This window comes from Klebsiella sp. G-Nf4 (assembly GCF_002810615.1).
Taxonomy (GTDB): domain Bacteria; phylum Pseudomonadota; class Gammaproteobacteria; order Enterobacterales; family Enterobacteriaceae; genus Klebsiella; species Klebsiella variicola.
Window position 1 is genome coordinate 114,841 of record NZ_PION01000003.1, and the last position, 16,999, is coordinate 131,839.

The following is a 16,999-nucleotide window of genomic DNA, read 5'->3' on the forward strand; positions in this document are numbered from 1 at the left end:
CTAAGGTTTTTGGATGGCCAAACGTCGTGGCCCGCAGTCGATAATGATAAGGAGAACTCCCCATGACGAGTACTGATGCACATCGTCCCGCTGCTTTGCCCTGTTCCCTGCGCCTGGCGATCGGCGGCGCCCTGCTCGCTCTGATGAGCCTGAATGTCCAGGCGGAAGACGGCAAAACCGCACCGCCCCCCTCGCCGGATATTCTGCTGGGCCCGTTATTCAATGATGTCCAGAGCGCGAAGCTCTTTGCCGATCAAAAAACCTTCGCCGACGCGATCCCTAACAGCGATCCGCTGATGATCCTTGCCGATTACCGGATGCAGAAAAACCAGGCCAGCTTTGACCTGCGCCACTTCGTCGAGCTGAACTTCACGCTGCCGAAAGAAAATGACACCTATGTGCCGCCCAAAGGGCAAACCCTGCGTCAACATATCGATGGCCTGTGGCCGGTCCTGACCCGCAGCACTGTCGAGGTGGAAAAATGGGACTCGCTGCTGCCGCTGCCTAAGCCCTACGTGGTCCCCGGAGGACGCTTTCGCGAAGTCTATTACTGGGACAGCTATTTCACCATGCTGGGTCTTGCCGAAAGCGGTCACTGGGATAAAGTCGAAGATATGGTCGCCAACTTCGCCGCGGAAATTGACACCTGGGGCCATATCCCCAACGGCAACCGTACCTATTACCTCAGCCGTTCGCAGCCCCCCTTCTTCTCCTTTATGGTGAGCCTGCTGGCAACGCACGATGGCGACCAGGTGCTGAAAACCTACCAGCCGCAGCTGGAGAAGGAGTATCGCTACTGGATGGCCGGGGCGGACGCGCTGGCCCCCGGCAGCGCCGACAAACGGGCGGTGCGGATGGCGGACGGCGCGCTGCTCAACCGCTACTGGGACGATAACGACACTCCGCGCCCCGAGTCCTGGCTTGACGACGTCAAAACCGCCAAAAGCAACCCGAATCGTCCGGCAACCGAGATCTATCGCGACCTGCGCTCCGCCGCCGCCTCCGGCTGGGATTTCAGCTCCCGCTGGATGGATAATCCGCAGCAGCTCGCCACCATTCGCACCACCTCGATTGTCCCGGTCGATCTCAATGCCCTGATGTTCCATCTGGAGAAAACCCTCGCCCGCGCCAGCAAGGCATCCGGGGACAGCGCTGGCGCTACGCAGTACGATGCGTTGGCTAACGCCCGCCAGCAGGCCATCGAGAAATATCTGTGGAATGATAAAGAGGGATGGTACGCCGATTACGATCTGAAAACCCACAAGGTGCGCAATCAGCTGACCGCGGCGGCGCTGTTCCCGCTGTACGTCAATGCGGCGTCACGCGAGCGGGCGACGAAAGTGGCCGCCGCCGCTGAGTCGCGCCTGCTTAAACCCGGCGGGCTGACCACCACCACCGTCAACAGCGGCCAGCAGTGGGACGCCCCGAACGGCTGGGCGCCGCTGCAGTGGGTGGCGGTCGAGGGCCTGCAAAACTACGGCCAACAGAAGATCGCCATGGAGGTCAGCTGGCGCTTCCTGAGCAACGTTCAGCATACCTATGACAGCAAGCAAAAGCTGGTGGAGAAGTATGACGTCAGCTCGACCGGCACCGGCGGCGGTGGAGGGGAATATCCGCTACAGGATGGCTTTGGCTGGACCAACGGCGTCACCCTGAAGATGCTGGATCTGATCTGCCCGCAGGAGAAACCCTGTGACGCCCTGCCCGCCACGCGCCCGGCGGCGGCCCCTTCCGCGCAGAGCAAGCCAGCCGCCAACGACCCCGCGCCGGCGGCAGCGCAAAAGACCGGCGCCTGACGCTTTTCCGGTCCGTCCCTCCCCCTACCAAAATCAGTAGGGGGAGTTATCTCCCTGCTGACTACGGCCCCGCGCAGCCCCGCTCTGCGGCCCGCGGGAAGCACGTCACTCCCCCCATCGCCCTGAACCGGTCACCTTTCGCTTGATCACATAAATACAAACAATAATAATTCGCATTACTTTTTAACGAACAATGACAGATTCGTTTTTCACGCGGCGGCGTACAGGAGTACCAGACCGCGTTGGTTCAGGATGATCTTATGAACGTGGCTATTTCCCGAAAACGCCCGAGGCTGCTGTACGCCCTCGTGGTCACCCTTCCCCTCACCGCGCAAGCCGAAGAGACGGTGGTGGTCACTGCCAGCCCGCCGGCGTCCGCCAGCGCGCCGACTGAAGGCTACAGCGCCAGCACCTCGCTCGGGGCAACGAAAACCGACCAGCCGTTAATCACCACCGCCCAGTCGGTATCGGTGGTCACCCGCCAGCAGATGGCGGACCAGGGGGCGAATACCATCAGCCAGGCGCTGGAATATACCCCGGGGGTTTACTCCAGCTTCGGCGGCGGCGCGACCCGGTTCGACGCCATCTCCCTGCGCGGCTACCACGGCGGCGACGTCGATAACCTGTTCCTCGACGGTATGCGCCTGATGAGCGACGGCGGCAGCCATAACGTTGTGCAAATCGACCCGTGGTTTATCGAACGCGTCGATGTGATCCGCGGCCCCTCCTCCGCGCTCTACGGGCAGAGCGTGCCGGGCGGCGTGGTCAACCTGACCTCCAAACGCCCGCAGTTCAGCCAGCAGGGCCACGTCCGCCTGACCGGCGGTACGCAAAATACCAAAGGCGCGGCCTTCGATTACACCGACGCCATCAACGAGCAGTGGGCATGGCGGCTGATCGGTATGACCCGCAGCAGCGACACGCAGTATGACCATACCCGCGAAGAGCGCTACGCCATTTCACCTTCCCTGCTATGGCAGCCGGACAGCGACACCTCGCTGCTGCTGCGCGCCTATCTGCAAAAAGATCCTTCCGGCGGCTATCATGGCTCTTTGCCGCTGGACGGCACCCGCTACGCGCACAATGGTCGTAAGCTCTCCCCCAGCACCAACGAGGGCGATCCGGGCGATGGCTATCAGCGCCGCCAGCAGATCTACAGCTATGAGTTTGACCACCAGTTCACCGACGTCTGGTCGGTCTATTCCGCCGGGAGCTACACCCATACCAACGTCTCCCTCGATCAGGTCTACCAGGTCGGCTGGATAGATGACAGCGACATGCTGGCCCGCGGCTACAGCGGTTCGCGCGGTTCGCTGGACGGCTGGTCAACCGATAACCGCCTGCGCGCCGATTTCAATACTGGCGACCTGGCGCATACTCTGATCCTCGGCGCCGAATATCATCGCTTCCGCAACGATCTGTGGACCGGCGCCGGCGGTGCGGCGCCGCTAAACCCGTTTAGCGGCTATACCGCGCAGACCGGGCATACCGTCACCTACAGCGATGACAATCATCGCCGCTACTACCAGACCGGGCTGTATCTGCAGGATGAGATGGTCTGGAACCGCTGGCATGTGGATGTTTCCGCTCGCTACGACCGCATCGTCTCCCAGCAGGTCAGCGATACCTTCGGCACCTCAAACCGCCGTTCAGACGACCATATTAGCGGCCGCGCCTCGCTGTTGTACGCCCTGGACAACGGCCTTTCGCCCTATCTGAGCTACAGCCAGGCGATCACCCCGGCGATGCTGCCGGGCGCGGACGGCAAACCGTTGAAACCGACCACCGCCGAGCAGGTCGAAGCCGGCCTGAAGTTCCAGCCGCCGGGCAGCCGCGACCTCTACAGCATCGCAATTTACGACCTGACGCAAAAGGATGTCGCCACCCGCGACCCGAACATCGCCACCGCCACCTATATTCCGGCGGGTAAGGTCCATTCCCAGGGCGTTGAGCTGGAAGCACACCACCAGATCACCCCGCAGCTGAGTACTATCGCCTCGTATACCTGGAATCGTCTGCGCTTCCAGGACACCAAGGACGGTACCGACAACAACACGCCGCAGCTGACCCCGGATCAGATGGCCTCCTTCTGGGCGCGCTATCAGTTCCCGGCGGGGATCTCGGTGGGCGCTGGCGTCCGCTATATCGGCAAACAGTGGGCGGATGATGCGAATACCGAACGGCTACCGTCGGTCACGTTGATGGATGCCATGATGCGGGCCGACCTCGGCGTCTGGTCGCCGGGGCTGAAAGGCGCTTATGTGCAGGTTAACGCCAACAATATCGGCGACCGCGAGTATATTTCCGGCTGCTACGGCACCGGCAACTGTTACTGGGGAGCAGAGCGCAGCGTTATGGCCACCGTGGGCTACGATTTCTGAGGACTGAGGACGTGGCCTCCGGGAGACTCCCGGAGGCCAAACGAGGGATTACATGGCGTCCAGCGCTTTCTGCAGTTTCCAGATATAGCGCGGCGCCTGCGGTGCCGGGTGTTTCTTCACCACATGCTCGAAGAACTCATCGGCGTCGAGATCGTTAATCTCATCGATGGCGTCCTGGCGGTCCGACGAGAAGGTGCGCAGCAGGGCGCCAGCGCCGTTGGCATAGGAGACCACCACCGCGTAGCGCATCACCTGCGGGTCTTTGATCCCCGCCAGCGGACCGTTCTCCAGAATGCTCAGGTAGGCGGCCCCCATCGAGATATTCCGTTCCGGGTTTTTCAGCTCACTGACCGACGGCTCGCCGCGCCAGCCCATACGCCGGTAGACATCGCGTCCGGAGGTCGACGGCTTGAGCTGCATCAGCCCGACGGCGCCGGATTTACTCACCACCGCTGGATTACCGCCCGACTCGATGGCGATGATCGCTGTGATCAACTGCGGATCCACGCCCCAGGCGGCGCCGGCTTTTTCACTGATCGGCATCCACTGCATCGCCCGCTTCACCGGGACCTCGGGGTTCCACGGCGGATTGGTGTAATCATGTTTCGAACTACAACCGGCCAGAAAAACGACTAAAATAAGCAACCATCTCAATTTCACACATCTATCCTTATCTACCCAAACGCCATCATGCTGCAGAACGACGGCAGCGGTACGTCCCCCGCCTGCCGACAACCTGAAGGATGACGGGTGCGGACTGAAGTTAGCCACCTGGAGATGACAATCGCCATTCCAGGCGGCATCATAACCCTTTCATTCATAGCAAGGAATTATCATGTCTCAGTTTTATCTGGTCGCGCCATCGGGTTATTGCATCAACCAGCAGGCGGCAGCCCGCGGCGTCGAGCGTCTGCAGCAGGCCGGACATGAGGTGGGCCACCAGCAGGTCATTCCCCGCCGGCAGCAGCGTTTCGCCGGGACTGAACATGAACGCCTGGCCGATATTAACCAGCTTGCCCAGTTGCCCGGACGCAACCGTATCGTCCTCGCGGTGCGCGGCGGCTACGGCGCCAGTCGCCTGCTGCCGCATATCGACTGGCACGGACTGATTGCCCGCCAGCAGCGCGACCCGCTGCTGATTTGCGGCCACAGCGATTTCACCGCTATCCAGTCGGGCCTGCTGGCTACGGGCAACGTCATCACCTTCAGCGGGCCAATGCTCGCGGGCAACTTCGGCGCGGAGACCCTCGATCCGTTTACCGAGCACCATTTCTGGCAGGCGCTACGCCAGCCGGAATTTACCCTCGAATGGCCGGGCGAAGGGCCGAACTGCCGGGTGGAAGGTACCCTGTGGGGGGGAAATCTGGCGATGCTGACCTCGCTTATCGGCACGCCGTGGCTACCGGCGATCCGCGACGGCATCCTGGTGGTGGAGGATATCAACGAGCACCCGTTCCGCGTCGAGCGCATGCTGCTTCAGCTGTTGCACAGCGGCGTGCTGGCGGCGCAGAAAGCGGTGATCTTTGGCAGCTTCACCGGCAGCGCGCCAAACGACTATGACGCGGGGTACGATTTGCCGCAGGTCTTTGATTACCTGCGCCAGCAGCTCTCCCTGCCGTTGATTAGCGGACTGGAGTTTGGCCACGAGCAGCGCACGGTGACCCTGCCGCTGGGCGCCCGCGCGCGACTGGTGAATCAGGCAGCCACCACCACTCTGACGATCAGCGGCCACCCGGTGCTGACAGAATAAATTTCCCGGACGCATAGGCGGATCCCCTGCGAATTGTTAAAATAGTGTCACTTTTAGCCATTTTTTCACGCCAGTCAGGGAGTACGTGAACATTGGACGCCGCTGCGGTCATTAGTCTGTTTATTCTGGGTTCTGTTTTAGTAACCTGCAGTATCTTATTGAGCTCCTTTTCTTCGCGCCTTGGCATCCCGATTCTGGTCATCTTTCTGGCCATCGGGATGCTGGCAGGCATTGACGGCATCGGTGGCATCCCCTTCGACAACTACCCCTTCGCCTATATGGTGAGTAACCTGGCGCTGGCGGTGATCCTGCTGGACGGCGGGATGCGCACCCAGGCCAGCTCCTTTCGCGTCGCACTGTGGCCCGCACTATCGCTGGCGACGGTCGGGGTACTGATCACCTCGGCGCTAACCGGGATGATGGCGGCCTGGCTGTTCAAGCTGGATATGATCGAAGGCCTGCTGATCGGCGCTATTGTCGGCTCCACCGACGCCGCGGCGGTCTTCTCGCTGCTCGGCGGCAAGGGGCTCAACGAGCGCGTCGGCTCAACGCTGGAGATTGAGTCAGGCAGTAACGACCCGATGGCCGTCTTCCTGACCATCACCCTTATCGAAATGATCCAGCAGCACCAAACCGGCCTCAGCTGGATGTTCGCCGTGCATATCATTCAGCAGTTCGGCCTCGGGATCGCCATCGGCCTCGGCGGCGGCTACCTGCTGCTGCAGATGATTAACCGCATCGTACTGCCCGCCGGACTCTATCCGCTGCTGGCGCTGAGCGGCGGGATCATGATTTTTGCCGTCACCACCACCCTCGACGGCAGCGGTATCCTTGCCGTCTATCTCTGCGGCTTTCTGCTGGGCAACCGGCCGATCCGCAACCGACACGGCATCCTGCAGAACTTCGACGGCCTGGCGTGGCTGGCGCAGATCGCCATGTTCCTGGTGCTGGGCCTGCTGGTGACGCCATCCGACCTGCTGCCTATCGCCATCCCGGCGCTGCTGCTGTCGATGTGGATGATTTTCTTTGCCCGTCCGCTGTCGGTGTTTGCCGGCCTGCTGCCGTTTCGCGGCTTTAACCTGCGCGAACGGGTGTTTATCAGCTGGGTTGGCCTGCGCGGCGCGGTGCCCATTATTCTCGCGGTATTCCCGATGATGGCCGGGCTGGACAACGCCCGTCTGTTCTTCAATGTCGCCTTCTTCGTGGTGCTGGTGTCGCTGCTGCTGCAGGGCACCTCGCTGTCGTGGGCGGCGAAAAAAGCCAAAGTGGTGGTGCCGCCCATCAGCTGGCCCATCTCCCGCGTCGGGCTGGATATTCACCCGGAAAACCCGTGGGAGCAGTTTGTCTATCAGCTGGGCGCCGATAAATGGTGCATCGGCGCGGCGCTGCGCGATCTGCATATGCCGCCGGAGACGCGGATTGCGGCACTGTTTCGCAACAATGCCCTGCTGCACCCCACCGGCAGTACCCGCCTGCGGGAAGGCGATATCCTGTGCGTCATTGGTCGGGAGCACGACCTGCCGGCGCTGGGCAAAATGTTCAGCCAGTCGCCGCCGGTGGCGCTCGATCAGCGCTTTTTCGGCGACTTTATTCTTGATGCCGAGGCCCGCTTCGCCGATGTGGCTCAAATCTACGGCCTCGATGGCGGAGAGGAGTTCCGCGAGCATCAGCAGTCGCTCGGGGAAGTGGTGCAGCAGCTGTTGGGCGCAGCGCCGGTGGTGGGCGACCAGGTGGAGTTCGCCGGGATGGTGTGGACGGTGGCAGAAAAAGAGAACGATCACGTGCTGAAGGTCGGGGTGCGGGTCGCGGAAGACGAGGCGGAGTGATCCGCCCCGGAATAAGTTACAGGGTCACAACCGGCACCCGCGGCGCCAGGGCGCACATCAGCTCATAGCCGACGGTGCCGCTGCTGGCCGCCACGTCGTCGATTTTAATCTCTTTGCCCCACAGCTCGACCGGCGCGCCGATCCCGGCCTGCGGACAAGGCGTTAAATCGACCGCCAGCATATCCATCGATACGCGTCCAACGGTGGTGGTGCGTACGCCATCCACCAGCACCGGCGTGCCGCTCGGCGCCACCCGCGGATAGCCATCGGCATAGCCGCAGGCGACGATGCCGATCCGCTGCTCCTGGGTGGTGCGGTACAGGCCGCCATAGCCAATCGCCTCGCCGGGGCGCAGGTTCTGCACGCCGATGATTTCGCTGCGCAGCGTCATGACCGGCTTCAGCCCGGTGTTCGCGATGTCCTGCCACTGCCCGGAAGGCGACGCGCCATACAGCACGATGCCCGGACGCACCCAGTCAAAATGCGCTTCCGGATGCCAGAGAGTCGCCGCCGAGTTGGCCAGCGAGCGCGGGCAATCCAGCCCCTCCGCCGCCTGTTCAATACGGCGCATCGGCTCGACAATCCCCTGCGGGTTCTCCGCCTCCGCGAAGTGCGACATCAGCGTCATTTCTCCGACGTTGCTTATCGCCCGCAACTGCTGCCAGACGGTATGCACCCGCTCCGGCATAAAGCCCAGCCGGTTCATACCGCTGTTCACCTTGAGATAGATATCAAGCGGCGCGCGCAGCTTCGCCTGCTGCAGCGCCTTAATCTGCCAGTTGCTGTGGACGCTGGTGGTTAAGCGATATTGATCGAGCACCGCCAGCTCATCGGCATGGAAGAAGCCCTCCAGCAGCAGGATCGGACCTTTCCAGCCCTGCTCGCGCAGCAGAATCGCCTCTTCCAGGTTGAGCAAGGCGAAACCATCCGCCCCGCTTAACGCACTCCATACGCGCGCCACGCCGTGGCCGTAGGCGTTGGCCTTGACCACCGCCCACAGGCGCGACCCGGGGGCCGCGCGACGCACTATCTGTAAATTCTGCCGCAAGGCCAGCAGGTCGATGCTGGCCACTACCGGACGGGTCATGCAAGCTCCTTAGTTGTGTGCGCCATGCAGATGCTGTGGGCGCGCCGGGGTGAAGCCGGGGCTGTAGCGGGCGACCGCCAGATCGTCGTAAGGGATCGCCGGCGTGCGCCCGGAGATCAGATCGCTGATAAGCTGCCCGGAACCACAGGCCATGGTCCAGCCAAGCGTGCCGTGGCCGGTGTTGAGCCACAGATTTTTATACGCCGTGCGTCCGACCACCGGCGTGCCGTCCGGCGTCATCGGCCGCAGGCCGGTCCAGAACGTCGCCTGCTCCACGTGGCCGCCGCGTGGGAACAGGTCGCGCACCACCATCTCCAGGGTTTCGCGACGCGGCTGCAGCAGCGCTTTGTTAAAACCGACGATCTCGGCCATGCCGCCGACGCGAATGCGCTGATCGAAACGGGTAATAGCGATTTTGTATGTCTCATCAAGGATAGTGGAAACCGGCGCGCCGTCCTCCTGGGCAATCGGAATGGTTAATGAGTAACCTTTCAGGGGATAGACCGGTATATCCACCAGCCCTTTAAGCATCGCCGTTGAGTAGGAGCCGAAGGCCATCACATAGGCGTCGCCCTTGATAATCTCATCGCCGCATTTCACCCCGGCAATGCGATCGCCCTCCTGCAGCAGGGCGTCCACGGCGGTGTTGAAGCGGAAGGTGACCCCGGCCTGTTCCGCCATCGCCGCCAGACGGGTGGTAAACAGCTGGCAGTCACCGGTTTCATCATTGGGCAGGCGCAGGCCGCCGGTCAGTTTATGGCTGACTTCCGCCAGCGCCGGCTCCACCTCCGCCAGCCGCTTCGCTTCCAGCAGCTGGTACGGCACGCCGGCATCTTCCAGCACCGCGATGTCGCGGGTGGCATTTTCATACTGTTTGGCGGTCCGGAACAGCTGAAGTGTCCCGCCCTGACGTCCTTCATACTGAATGCCGGTGGTGTCGCGCAGCGCTTTCAGGCAGTCGCGGCTGTACTCCGCCAGGCGCACCATACGGCCTTTGTTCTCCATATAGTGGCGGGTGTCGCAGTTACGCAGCATCTGCCACATCCACTTCAGCTGGAACGACGTGCCGTCAAGGCCTATCGCCAGCGGCGCATGGCGCTGAAACATCCATTTGATCGCCTTCAGCGGCACCCCCGGCGCCGCCCAGGGCGCCGCATAGCCGGGAGAAATCTGCCCGGCGTTGGCCGCGCTGGTCTCCTCTGCCGGGCCAGGCTGACGGTCGATAACCGTCACCTCATGACCCGCCTGACTCAAATACCACGCGCTGGCTACCCCAACCACCCCACTTCCCAGTATGACGACACGCATAGCGACTCCGTAACAGTTAAAGAACAATCATCTAATTACAAATTGATAACTCAGTTGAAAATATTATTCAACATACGCTTTATTTATGGTGACTTAACTCACAGCAAACCGCACCAGCCCTGCGCTGCGAGATTTACGATCTCATGCTGCGCTTTATTTTTACCCAGCATTAAATTCTGTAAATAAGCGCAAAAAACGGCTTTGAGATGGGGAAATCGCGAAGAAAAGAAATTGTCTGACGATACAGTTTGCCATCCGGTGTTCTATGCTTGTTTAGAGGTTTTCCGTTCAGAGAAAACCAACAACAACGAGGGCGCGCTAATGGCTACGATTGACTCCATGAACAGGGACACCACCCGTTTAAGCGATGGACCCGACTGGACGTTCGAGTTACTGGAGACCTACCTGGCCGAAGTGGACCGGGTCGCCAAGCTCTATCGTCTTGACACCTACCCGCACCAAATCGAAGTCATTACTTCCGAGCAGATGATGGACGCCTACTCCAGCGTCGGCATGCCCATCAACTATCCTCACTGGTCGTTTGGCAAAAAATTCATTGAGACTGAGCAGGCCTATAAGCACGGTCAGCAGGGCCTGGCGTATGAGATAGTCATCAACTCCAATCCTTGTATCGCCTACCTGATGGAAGAAAACACCATCACCATGCAGGCGCTGGTCATGGCGCACGCCTGCTATGGGCATAACTCGTTCTTTAAAAATAACTATCTGTTTCGCAGCTGGACCGACGCCAGCTCGATCATCGACTACCTGATCTTCGCCCGCAAATACATTACCGAGTGCGAAGAGCGCTATGGCGTCGACGAAGTGGAGAAACTGCTCGACTCCTGTCACGCGCTGATGAACTACGGCGTCGACCGCTATAAACGTCCGCAAAAAATCTCTCTGCAGGAGGAGAAAGCGCGGCAGAAAAGCCGGGAAGAGTATCTGCAAAGCCAGGTGAATATGCTGTGGCGCACCCTGCCGAAGCGCGAGGAAGAAAAAGCGATTGAGTCCGCCCGTCGCTACCCTTCCGAACCGCAGGAGAACCTGCTGTACTTTATGGAGAAGAACGCCCCGCTGCTCGAATCGTGGCAGCGCGAGATCCTGCGCATCGTGCGTAAAGTCAGCCAGTATTTCTACCCGCAGAAACAGACCCAGGTGATGAACGAGGGGTGGGCGACCTTCTGGCACTACACCATCCTCAACCATCTCTATGATGAAGGGAAAGTGACGGAGCGCTTTATGCTGGAGTTTCTCCACAGTCACACTAACGTGGTGTTCCAGCCGCCGTACAACAGTCCGTGGTATAGCGGGATTAACCCCTACGCGCTGGGCTTCGCCATGTTCCAGGACATCAAGCGCATCTGTCAGTCGCCGACGGAAGAGGACAAGTACTGGTTCCCGGATATCGCCGGTTCTGACTGGCTGGAAACGCTGCATTTCGCGATGCGTGATTTCAAGGACGAAAGCTTTATCAGCCAGTTCCTGTCGCCGAAGATCATGCGCGATTTCCGCTTCTTCACCGTGCTCGACGACGATCACAACAATTATCTTGAGATCTCGGCGATTCACAACGAAGAGGGCTATCGCGAGATCCGCAACAAGCTCTCGGCGCAGTATAACCTCAGCAATCTTGAGCCGAACATCCAGGTGTGGAACGTTGACCTGCGCGGCGACCGCTCGCTAACCTTGCGCTATGTGCCGCACAACCGCGTCCCACTGGACAAAGGCCGGCGCGAAGTGCTGAAACATGTGCATCGTCTGTGGGGATTCGATGTGCTGCTGGAGCAGCAGAACGCCGACGGCAGCATTGAGCTGCTGGACCGCTGCCCGGCGCGCCCGAACGCGCTATAGCATTGCGGGACGATGAAAACGACGAAGGGGGCCATTGGCCCCCTTATGTTGTTTATCGATCGCTAATATCCGGCTTAACGCATATTCATGGCTAAATCGCCGGGCAGCGATTTCTGCATCCGATGCCAGATCTCCCCGCTGTCATGGCCGTAGCGACGGACCAGCTCGTACACCTGATCGTGCAGGCCGCCTTCGCACACCTTCGCCAGCTGATGATAAAAGCCCAGCGCCAGGCTGCGCGCTTCCGGGCTGGAGAAATAGTGGCGGCCGATGCGGGTATACAGCCCCTTCATGCCGTTGAGGATCAGGCCGTAAATCGGGTTGCCGGAGGCAAACGCCAGACCACGGAAGATGTTGTAATCGAGGTCGGCAAAGGCGTCGGCGTGATCTTCCACTTCCCGGGCGCTGTCCAGTACCGCCAGCGCTTTATCCGGATGCTGACGGAACGCGGTGCGAATAAAAATCGTGGAAATATTGGTGCGCACGGAGAGCAGGTTATCAATCAGCTGCGGCACGCTGTCGTGATCGAGACGTGCCAGCGTTTCGAGGATATTCAGCCCGGAGGTCTCCCAGAAGTTGTTCACTTTAGTGGGTTTGCCATGCTGAATGGTCAACCAGCCGTCACGCGCCAGACGCTGCAACACTTCGCGCAGAGTGGTGCGGGTAACACCGATCAGCTCAGAAAGCTCGCGTTCAGCGGGGAGAATCGATCCAGGTGGGAAGCGGTTATTCCAGATGCTCTCAATGATATACTCTTCCGCGAAACCCGCAGGGCTCTGCGCCTTAATGACCATAATAATATTTCCATTACACATTGTTGCAATTGCACTCATCATACCAGAGCCGCTATAGCGCAGATAGCATCGCAAGTGAATTAAAAAGGGATCGCCGTTTCATTTTCCGTTTTTACTTTGCGCTTTTCCTTATCTCCCGTCACCGCCGCCGCGGTGCGAAGAAAGTTGCTTCTCATTTTGCTCAACTGGTACTCTTGCCAATAGTTACGCACAAAATCATGTACTAATTTGACGGGGAAGGATTCTGTCGTGGAAATTTCATATGGCCGCGCGCTGTGGCGCAATTTTCTTGGCCAGTCGCCTGACTGGTACAAGCTGGCGTTAATCATTTTCTTAATCGTAAATCCGCTGGTGTTTGCCGTGGCGCCGTTTGTCGCCGGCTGGCTGCTGGTCATCGAGTTTATCTTTACCCTCGCCATGGCGCTGAAGTGCTACCCGCTGCTGCCGGGCGGCCTGTTGGCGATTGAAGCACTGCTGATCGGCATGACCAGCCCGGCGCATGTGCGGGAAGAGATCGCCGGCAACCTTGAAGTGCTGCTCCTGCTGATCTTCATGGTGGCGGGCATCTACTTCATGAAACAACTGCTGCTGTTCGTCTTCACGCGCCTGCTGCTGGGGATCCGCAGCAAGATGCTGCTGTCGCTGGCCTTCTGCCTGGCGGCCGCTTTCCTCTCCGCCTTTCTCGATGCGCTTACCGTAGTGGCGGTGGTGATTAGCGTCGCCGTTGGGTTCTACGGCATCTACCATCGCGTCGCTTCGGCTCGCCCTGATGATAACGATCTGCTGGACGACAGCCATATCGAGCAGCACTACCGCGAGGTGCTGGAGCAGTTCCGCGGCTTTCTGCGCAGCCTGATGATGCACGCCGGCGTCGGGACCGCCCTCGGCGGAGTCATGACCATGGTTGGCGAACCGCAAAATCTGATTATCGCCAAAGCGGCGGGCTGGCATTTTGGCGAGTTCTTTATCCGCATGGCGCCCGTCACCTTGCCGGTGATGGTGTGTGGGCTGTTGACCTGCCTGCTGGTCGAAAAGTATCGCCTGTTTGGCTACGGCGAACCGCTGCCGCCCGCGGTGCGGAAGGTGCTGCAGGACTTTGACGACCGCAGTCGCGCCCAGCGCAGCCGTCAGGAGCAGTTGCGGCTGATTGCCCAGGCGGTGATTGGTGTCTGGCTGATCGTCGCCCTCGCCTTTCATCTGGCCGAAGTCGGGCTCATTGGCCTGTCGGTGATCATCCTCGCCACCACGTTTTCCGGGGTGACTGATGAGCACGCCATTGGCAAGGCGTTCACCGAGGCGCTGCCCTTCACCGCGCTGCTGACGGTGTTCTTTGCCATTGTGGCGGTGATCATCGACCAGCAGCTGTTCACTCCGGTCATTGAGTTTGTGCTGCAGGCCTCGCCGCACGCACAGCTGTCGCTCTTTTATCTGTTTAACGGCCTGCTGTCGTCCATTTCGGATAACGTTTTTGTCGGCACGGTCTACATTAACGAAGCGAAAACGGCCCTCGAACATGGCGTTATCAGCCTGCCACAGTTTGAGATGCTGGCAGTGGCGATCAACACCGGTACCAACCTGCCGTCGGTCGCCACCCCCAACGGCCAGGCGGCATTCCTGTTCCTGCTGACCTCCGCGCTGGCGCCGCTGATCCGACTCTCCTATGGCCGCATGGTATGGATGGCGCTGCCCTACACCATCGTACTGACGCTGGTCGGCCTGCTGTGCGTCGAGTTCACCTTGATGCCGGTCACCAACTGGCTGCTGGCGCACGGCTGGGTGACCACGCCCACGCTACCCTGACCCGATCCTGGCCCGGATCCATCCGGGCCATTCAATAACCCGTTACGTAATATTTTCTGCCGGGCCGCTGGCGTCGGTTCGGTTTTCGTTTACACTGCCATGATTTAGCATCTTCCAGGGAAATGATTATGTTGCAATATTTAAACCAGTGCTCAAGGGGACGCGGTGCCTGGCTCCTGATGGCATTGACCGCTTTTATTCTCGAACTCGTTGCGCTGTGGTTCCAGCATGTGATGCTGCTGCAGCCGTGTGTGATGTGTATTTACGAACGCTGTGCCCTGCTCGGCATCATGGGCGCGGGGCTGGTGGGCGCCATCGCGCCTAAAACGCCGCTGCGCTATGTCGCCATGGTGATCTGGTTGTACAGCGCAATACGTGGACTGCAGCTGGCGTGGGAGCATACGATGATCCAGCTGCACCCTTCGCCGTTCCAGACCTGCGATTTCGCCGCCCGCTTCCCGACCTGGCTGCCGCTGGATAAATGGCTGCCGCAGATGTTTGTTGCCTCCGGCGACTGTTCGGTACGTCAGTGGCAATTTCTGTCGCTGGAAATGCCGCAATGGCTGGTCGGTATTTTTGCTGCCTATCTGGTGGTCGCCATCCTGGTGATCATTGCTCAGCCGGTCAAAATCAAAAAACGCGATCTGTTTGGCCGCTAAGTCGCTGCGTGTACAGCACAAGATGAAACGCCCTGCGGGGCGTTTTTTTATGCCAGCAGCCGGTCGCTGAATCATATCCTGCCTGTCTCAAGGCGCACATGATGTCACCTGCGAAGAAAGCGCGATCTGGCGTTTACAGCGCCCTGTCAGGCAGATTGAGGATATGGTCCTGCCAGTCGACGACGGTGGACTCGGGCACCGCAATATGGCGAACAGAGATGCGTTCACCGTGCATTGCCGCTTTTGAACCGGTCAACAGCGGATGCCAGGCCGGCAGCGGTTTGCCCTCCGCAAGCAGGCGATAGGCGCAGGTCGGCGGCAGCCATTCGAAGGTTGGCAGGTTTTCGCGGGTAAGCTTGATGCAGTCTGGCTCGTACTCGAAGCGACGCTCGTAGTTACGGCACTGGCAGGTTTTGATATTGAGCTGACGGCAGGCAACGTTGGTGAAGTAGATTTCATCGGTGTCTTCATCCATCAGCTTGTGCAGGCAGCACTGGCCGCAACCGTCACACAGCGATTCCCACTCCGCGTCGGTCATTGCATCCAGTGTTTTTTGTTGCCAGAAAGGTTGTTCGCTCATCGGAGTGTCCGTCGTTGCCAGTTAAGGGTGCACCTTATAACCAGTCTGGCACGCCGATGCAAGTTTTGCCGCCCCAAAAGGCGGCAAGCAGCGCTTACAGCACGCGGGTGGTGAGCGACAGGCCGTTGAAACCCACTTCCAGCTCGTCACCACTGTGCAGCGGCCCCACCCCTTCCGGGGTGCCGGTGAGGATCACATCCCCGGCTTTGAGGGTAAAGAAGCGCGACATGTAAGCGATCAGCGGCACAATCTTATGGATCATGTCGGCAGTGGTTCCCTGCTGGCGCACTTCGCCATTAATCTTCAGGCTTAACGGCGTATTCTGCGGGTCACCGTGGAACTCAGCGGCCGGGATAAAGCCGGAGATCGGGCTGGCGTTATCGAAGCCTTTCGCCTTCTCCCACGGCTGCCCGGCCTTTTTCATCTTAGCCTGCAGGTCGCGCAGGGTGAGATCCAGCGCGACGCCATAGCCGGCGATCCCTTTCTGCACATGTTCTTCCGTTGCCTGACGCAGCGTACTGCCAATCAGCACCGCCAGCTCGACTTCGTGGTGCACTGAGCCCAGCCCTTCAGGAAGCACCAACGGCTGACGGAGATCGCACAGCGCGGTCTCAGGTTTAATAAACAGCACCGGCTCTTCCGGCGTCGCACTGCCCATTTCCTTGATGTGTTTTGCATAATTACTGCCGACGCAAACCACTTTGCTCACTGGATAATCCAGAAGCGCACCCTGCCAGTTATGATGTTGGTACATTATTTTCCCTCATGGGTTAATCGGATTGTTTCCCCTGTTCCGCCAGGTGTTTCTTTAGTAGATTTTCAGATGGCGGGGGAAGTTGCAGGTAATAGCCCTGCTCGCTCAACGCCTGTTTCACTTTTTCCAGGTCGGCGTTAACCAGCTTTTTGCGCCCATCCAGCGGCAGCAGCATCGCCATTTGCGGCGTGCCGAAGCCGCGCATTAGCTCGTCAGGAACGCGTGAGAAATCGTCCTTTTTTTCGACATATAAATAGGTTTGTTCACGTTTAGTACTTCGATAGATCACACAAAACATAGTTTTACTCGGAATTAGACCCGTGGTCACTTGCCTCAATATATGAGTGACTATAACATGCCTTTTAGTCTTCGGAATATCACCGCACTTCTGCGGTTGATAAACAGCAAAT

The 16,999-nt window shown here is 59.6% G+C and carries 14 protein-coding genes and 1 pseudogene; 7 read left to right on the forward strand and 8 right to left on the reverse strand.

The genetic code is table 11. The features are described 5' to 3' along the window. Window positions 1-62 precede the first annotated feature (62 nt). Both CWM57_RS08740 and CWM57_RS08745 read left to right on the forward strand, forming a co-directional pair. A complete protein-coding gene (locus tag CWM57_RS08740) occupies window positions 63-1,796 on the forward strand; it encodes an alpha,alpha-trehalase (protein WP_100630709.1) in 1,734 nt (577 codons plus the stop codon). A 260-nt stretch (window positions 1,797-2,056) separates the two neighbouring features. Then, window positions 2,057-4,177, forward strand: a complete 2,121-nt coding sequence (locus tag CWM57_RS08745; protein ID WP_100675399.1) for a TonB-dependent siderophore receptor — start codon at window positions 2,057-2,059, stop codon at window positions 4,175-4,177. Window positions 4,178-4,225: 48 nt separating this feature from the next. Here CWM57_RS08745 and emtA read toward each other — a convergent pair whose 3' ends face one another. Further along, window positions 4,226-4,837, reverse strand: coding sequence for a membrane-bound lytic murein transglycosylase EmtA (emtA, locus tag CWM57_RS08750; RefSeq protein WP_008804313.1), 612 nt, complete (start codon window positions 4,835-4,837; stop codon window positions 4,226-4,228). Between the two features lie 175 nt (window positions 4,838-5,012). On the opposite strand from emtA, the gene ldcA reads away from it, so the two are divergent. Further along, entirely contained in the window at window positions 5,013-5,927 is a 915-nt protein-coding gene (gene ldcA, locus CWM57_RS08755) for a muramoyltetrapeptide carboxypeptidase (protein ID WP_100675398.1), read from the forward strand. Window positions 5,928-6,019: 92 nt separating this feature from the next. Beyond that, window positions 6,020-7,753, forward strand: a complete 1,734-nt coding sequence (locus tag CWM57_RS08760; RefSeq protein ID WP_074385480.1) for a potassium/proton antiporter — start codon at window positions 6,020-6,022, stop codon at window positions 7,751-7,753. Between the two features lie 16 nt (window positions 7,754-7,769). Here the strand turns inward: CWM57_RS08760 and dadX are convergent, their stop codons facing one another. The 3 genes and pseudogenes from dadX to CWM57_RS27550 form a co-directional block, all read right to left on the reverse strand. Continuing rightward, window positions 7,770-8,840: a catabolic alanine racemase DadX gene (dadX, locus tag CWM57_RS08765; RefSeq protein WP_022065918.1), complete on the reverse strand. Its 1,071-nt coding sequence runs from the start codon at window positions 8,838-8,840 to the stop codon at window positions 7,770-7,772. 9 nt (window positions 8,841-8,849) lie between these two features. After that, window positions 8,850-10,148, reverse strand: coding sequence for a D-amino acid dehydrogenase (locus CWM57_RS08770; RefSeq protein ID WP_008804309.1), 1,299 nt, complete (start codon window positions 10,146-10,148; stop codon window positions 8,850-8,852). A 98-nt stretch (window positions 10,149-10,246) separates the two neighbouring features. Further along, window positions 10,247-10,381: pseudogene (locus CWM57_RS27550) on the reverse strand (hypothetical protein); the annotation flags it as partial. A gap of 88 nt (window positions 10,382-10,469) precedes the next feature. On the opposite strand from CWM57_RS27550, the gene CWM57_RS08775 reads away from it, so the two are divergent. Next, window positions 10,470-12,002: a SpoVR family protein gene (locus CWM57_RS08775; protein ID WP_004203310.1), complete on the forward strand. Its 1,533-nt coding sequence runs from the start codon at window positions 10,470-10,472 to the stop codon at window positions 12,000-12,002. Window positions 12,003-12,076: 74 nt separating this feature from the next. On the opposite strand, the gene fadR is transcribed toward CWM57_RS08775, so the two are convergent. After that, window positions 12,077-12,796 carry a fatty acid metabolism transcriptional regulator FadR gene (gene fadR / locus CWM57_RS08780; RefSeq protein ID WP_012541278.1) on the reverse strand — a complete coding sequence of 240 codons (720 nt, stop codon included), beginning with the start codon at window positions 12,794-12,796 and terminating at the stop codon, window positions 12,077-12,079. A gap of 249 nt (window positions 12,797-13,045) precedes the next feature. Here fadR and nhaB point away from each other — a divergent pair, with 249 nt between their 5' ends. Both nhaB and dsbB read left to right on the forward strand, forming a co-directional pair. Beyond that, on the forward strand, window positions 13,046-14,596 hold the full coding sequence (nhaB, locus tag CWM57_RS08785; protein ID WP_074385478.1) for a sodium/proton antiporter NhaB: 1,551 nt from the start codon (window positions 13,046-13,048) through the stop codon (window positions 14,594-14,596). 128 nt (window positions 14,597-14,724) lie between these two features. Beyond that, the gene (dsbB, locus tag CWM57_RS08790; RefSeq protein ID WP_074385477.1) at window positions 14,725-15,255 is read left to right on the forward strand and encodes a disulfide bond formation protein DsbB; all 531 of its coding nucleotides are present in this window, start codon (window positions 14,725-14,727) and stop codon (window positions 15,253-15,255) included. A gap of 133 nt (window positions 15,256-15,388) precedes the next feature. Here the strand turns inward: dsbB and CWM57_RS08795 are convergent, their stop codons facing one another. From CWM57_RS08795 to CWM57_RS08805, 3 genes are all read right to left on the reverse strand, one after another. After that, on the reverse strand, window positions 15,389-15,835 hold the full coding sequence (locus CWM57_RS08795) for a YcgN family cysteine cluster protein (RefSeq protein WP_061154143.1): 447 nt from the start codon (window positions 15,833-15,835) through the stop codon (window positions 15,389-15,391). Window positions 15,836-15,929: 94 nt separating this feature from the next. Further along, entirely contained in the window at window positions 15,930-16,589 is a 660-nt protein-coding gene (locus CWM57_RS08800) for a fumarylacetoacetate hydrolase family protein (RefSeq protein ID WP_012967776.1), read from the reverse strand. 16 nt (window positions 16,590-16,605) lie between these two features. Next, a complete protein-coding gene (locus CWM57_RS08805) occupies window positions 16,606-16,887 on the reverse strand; it encodes a YcgL domain-containing protein (RefSeq protein ID WP_004203320.1) in 282 nt (93 codons plus the stop codon). Between the last annotated feature and the right edge of the window lie 112 nt (window positions 16,888-16,999).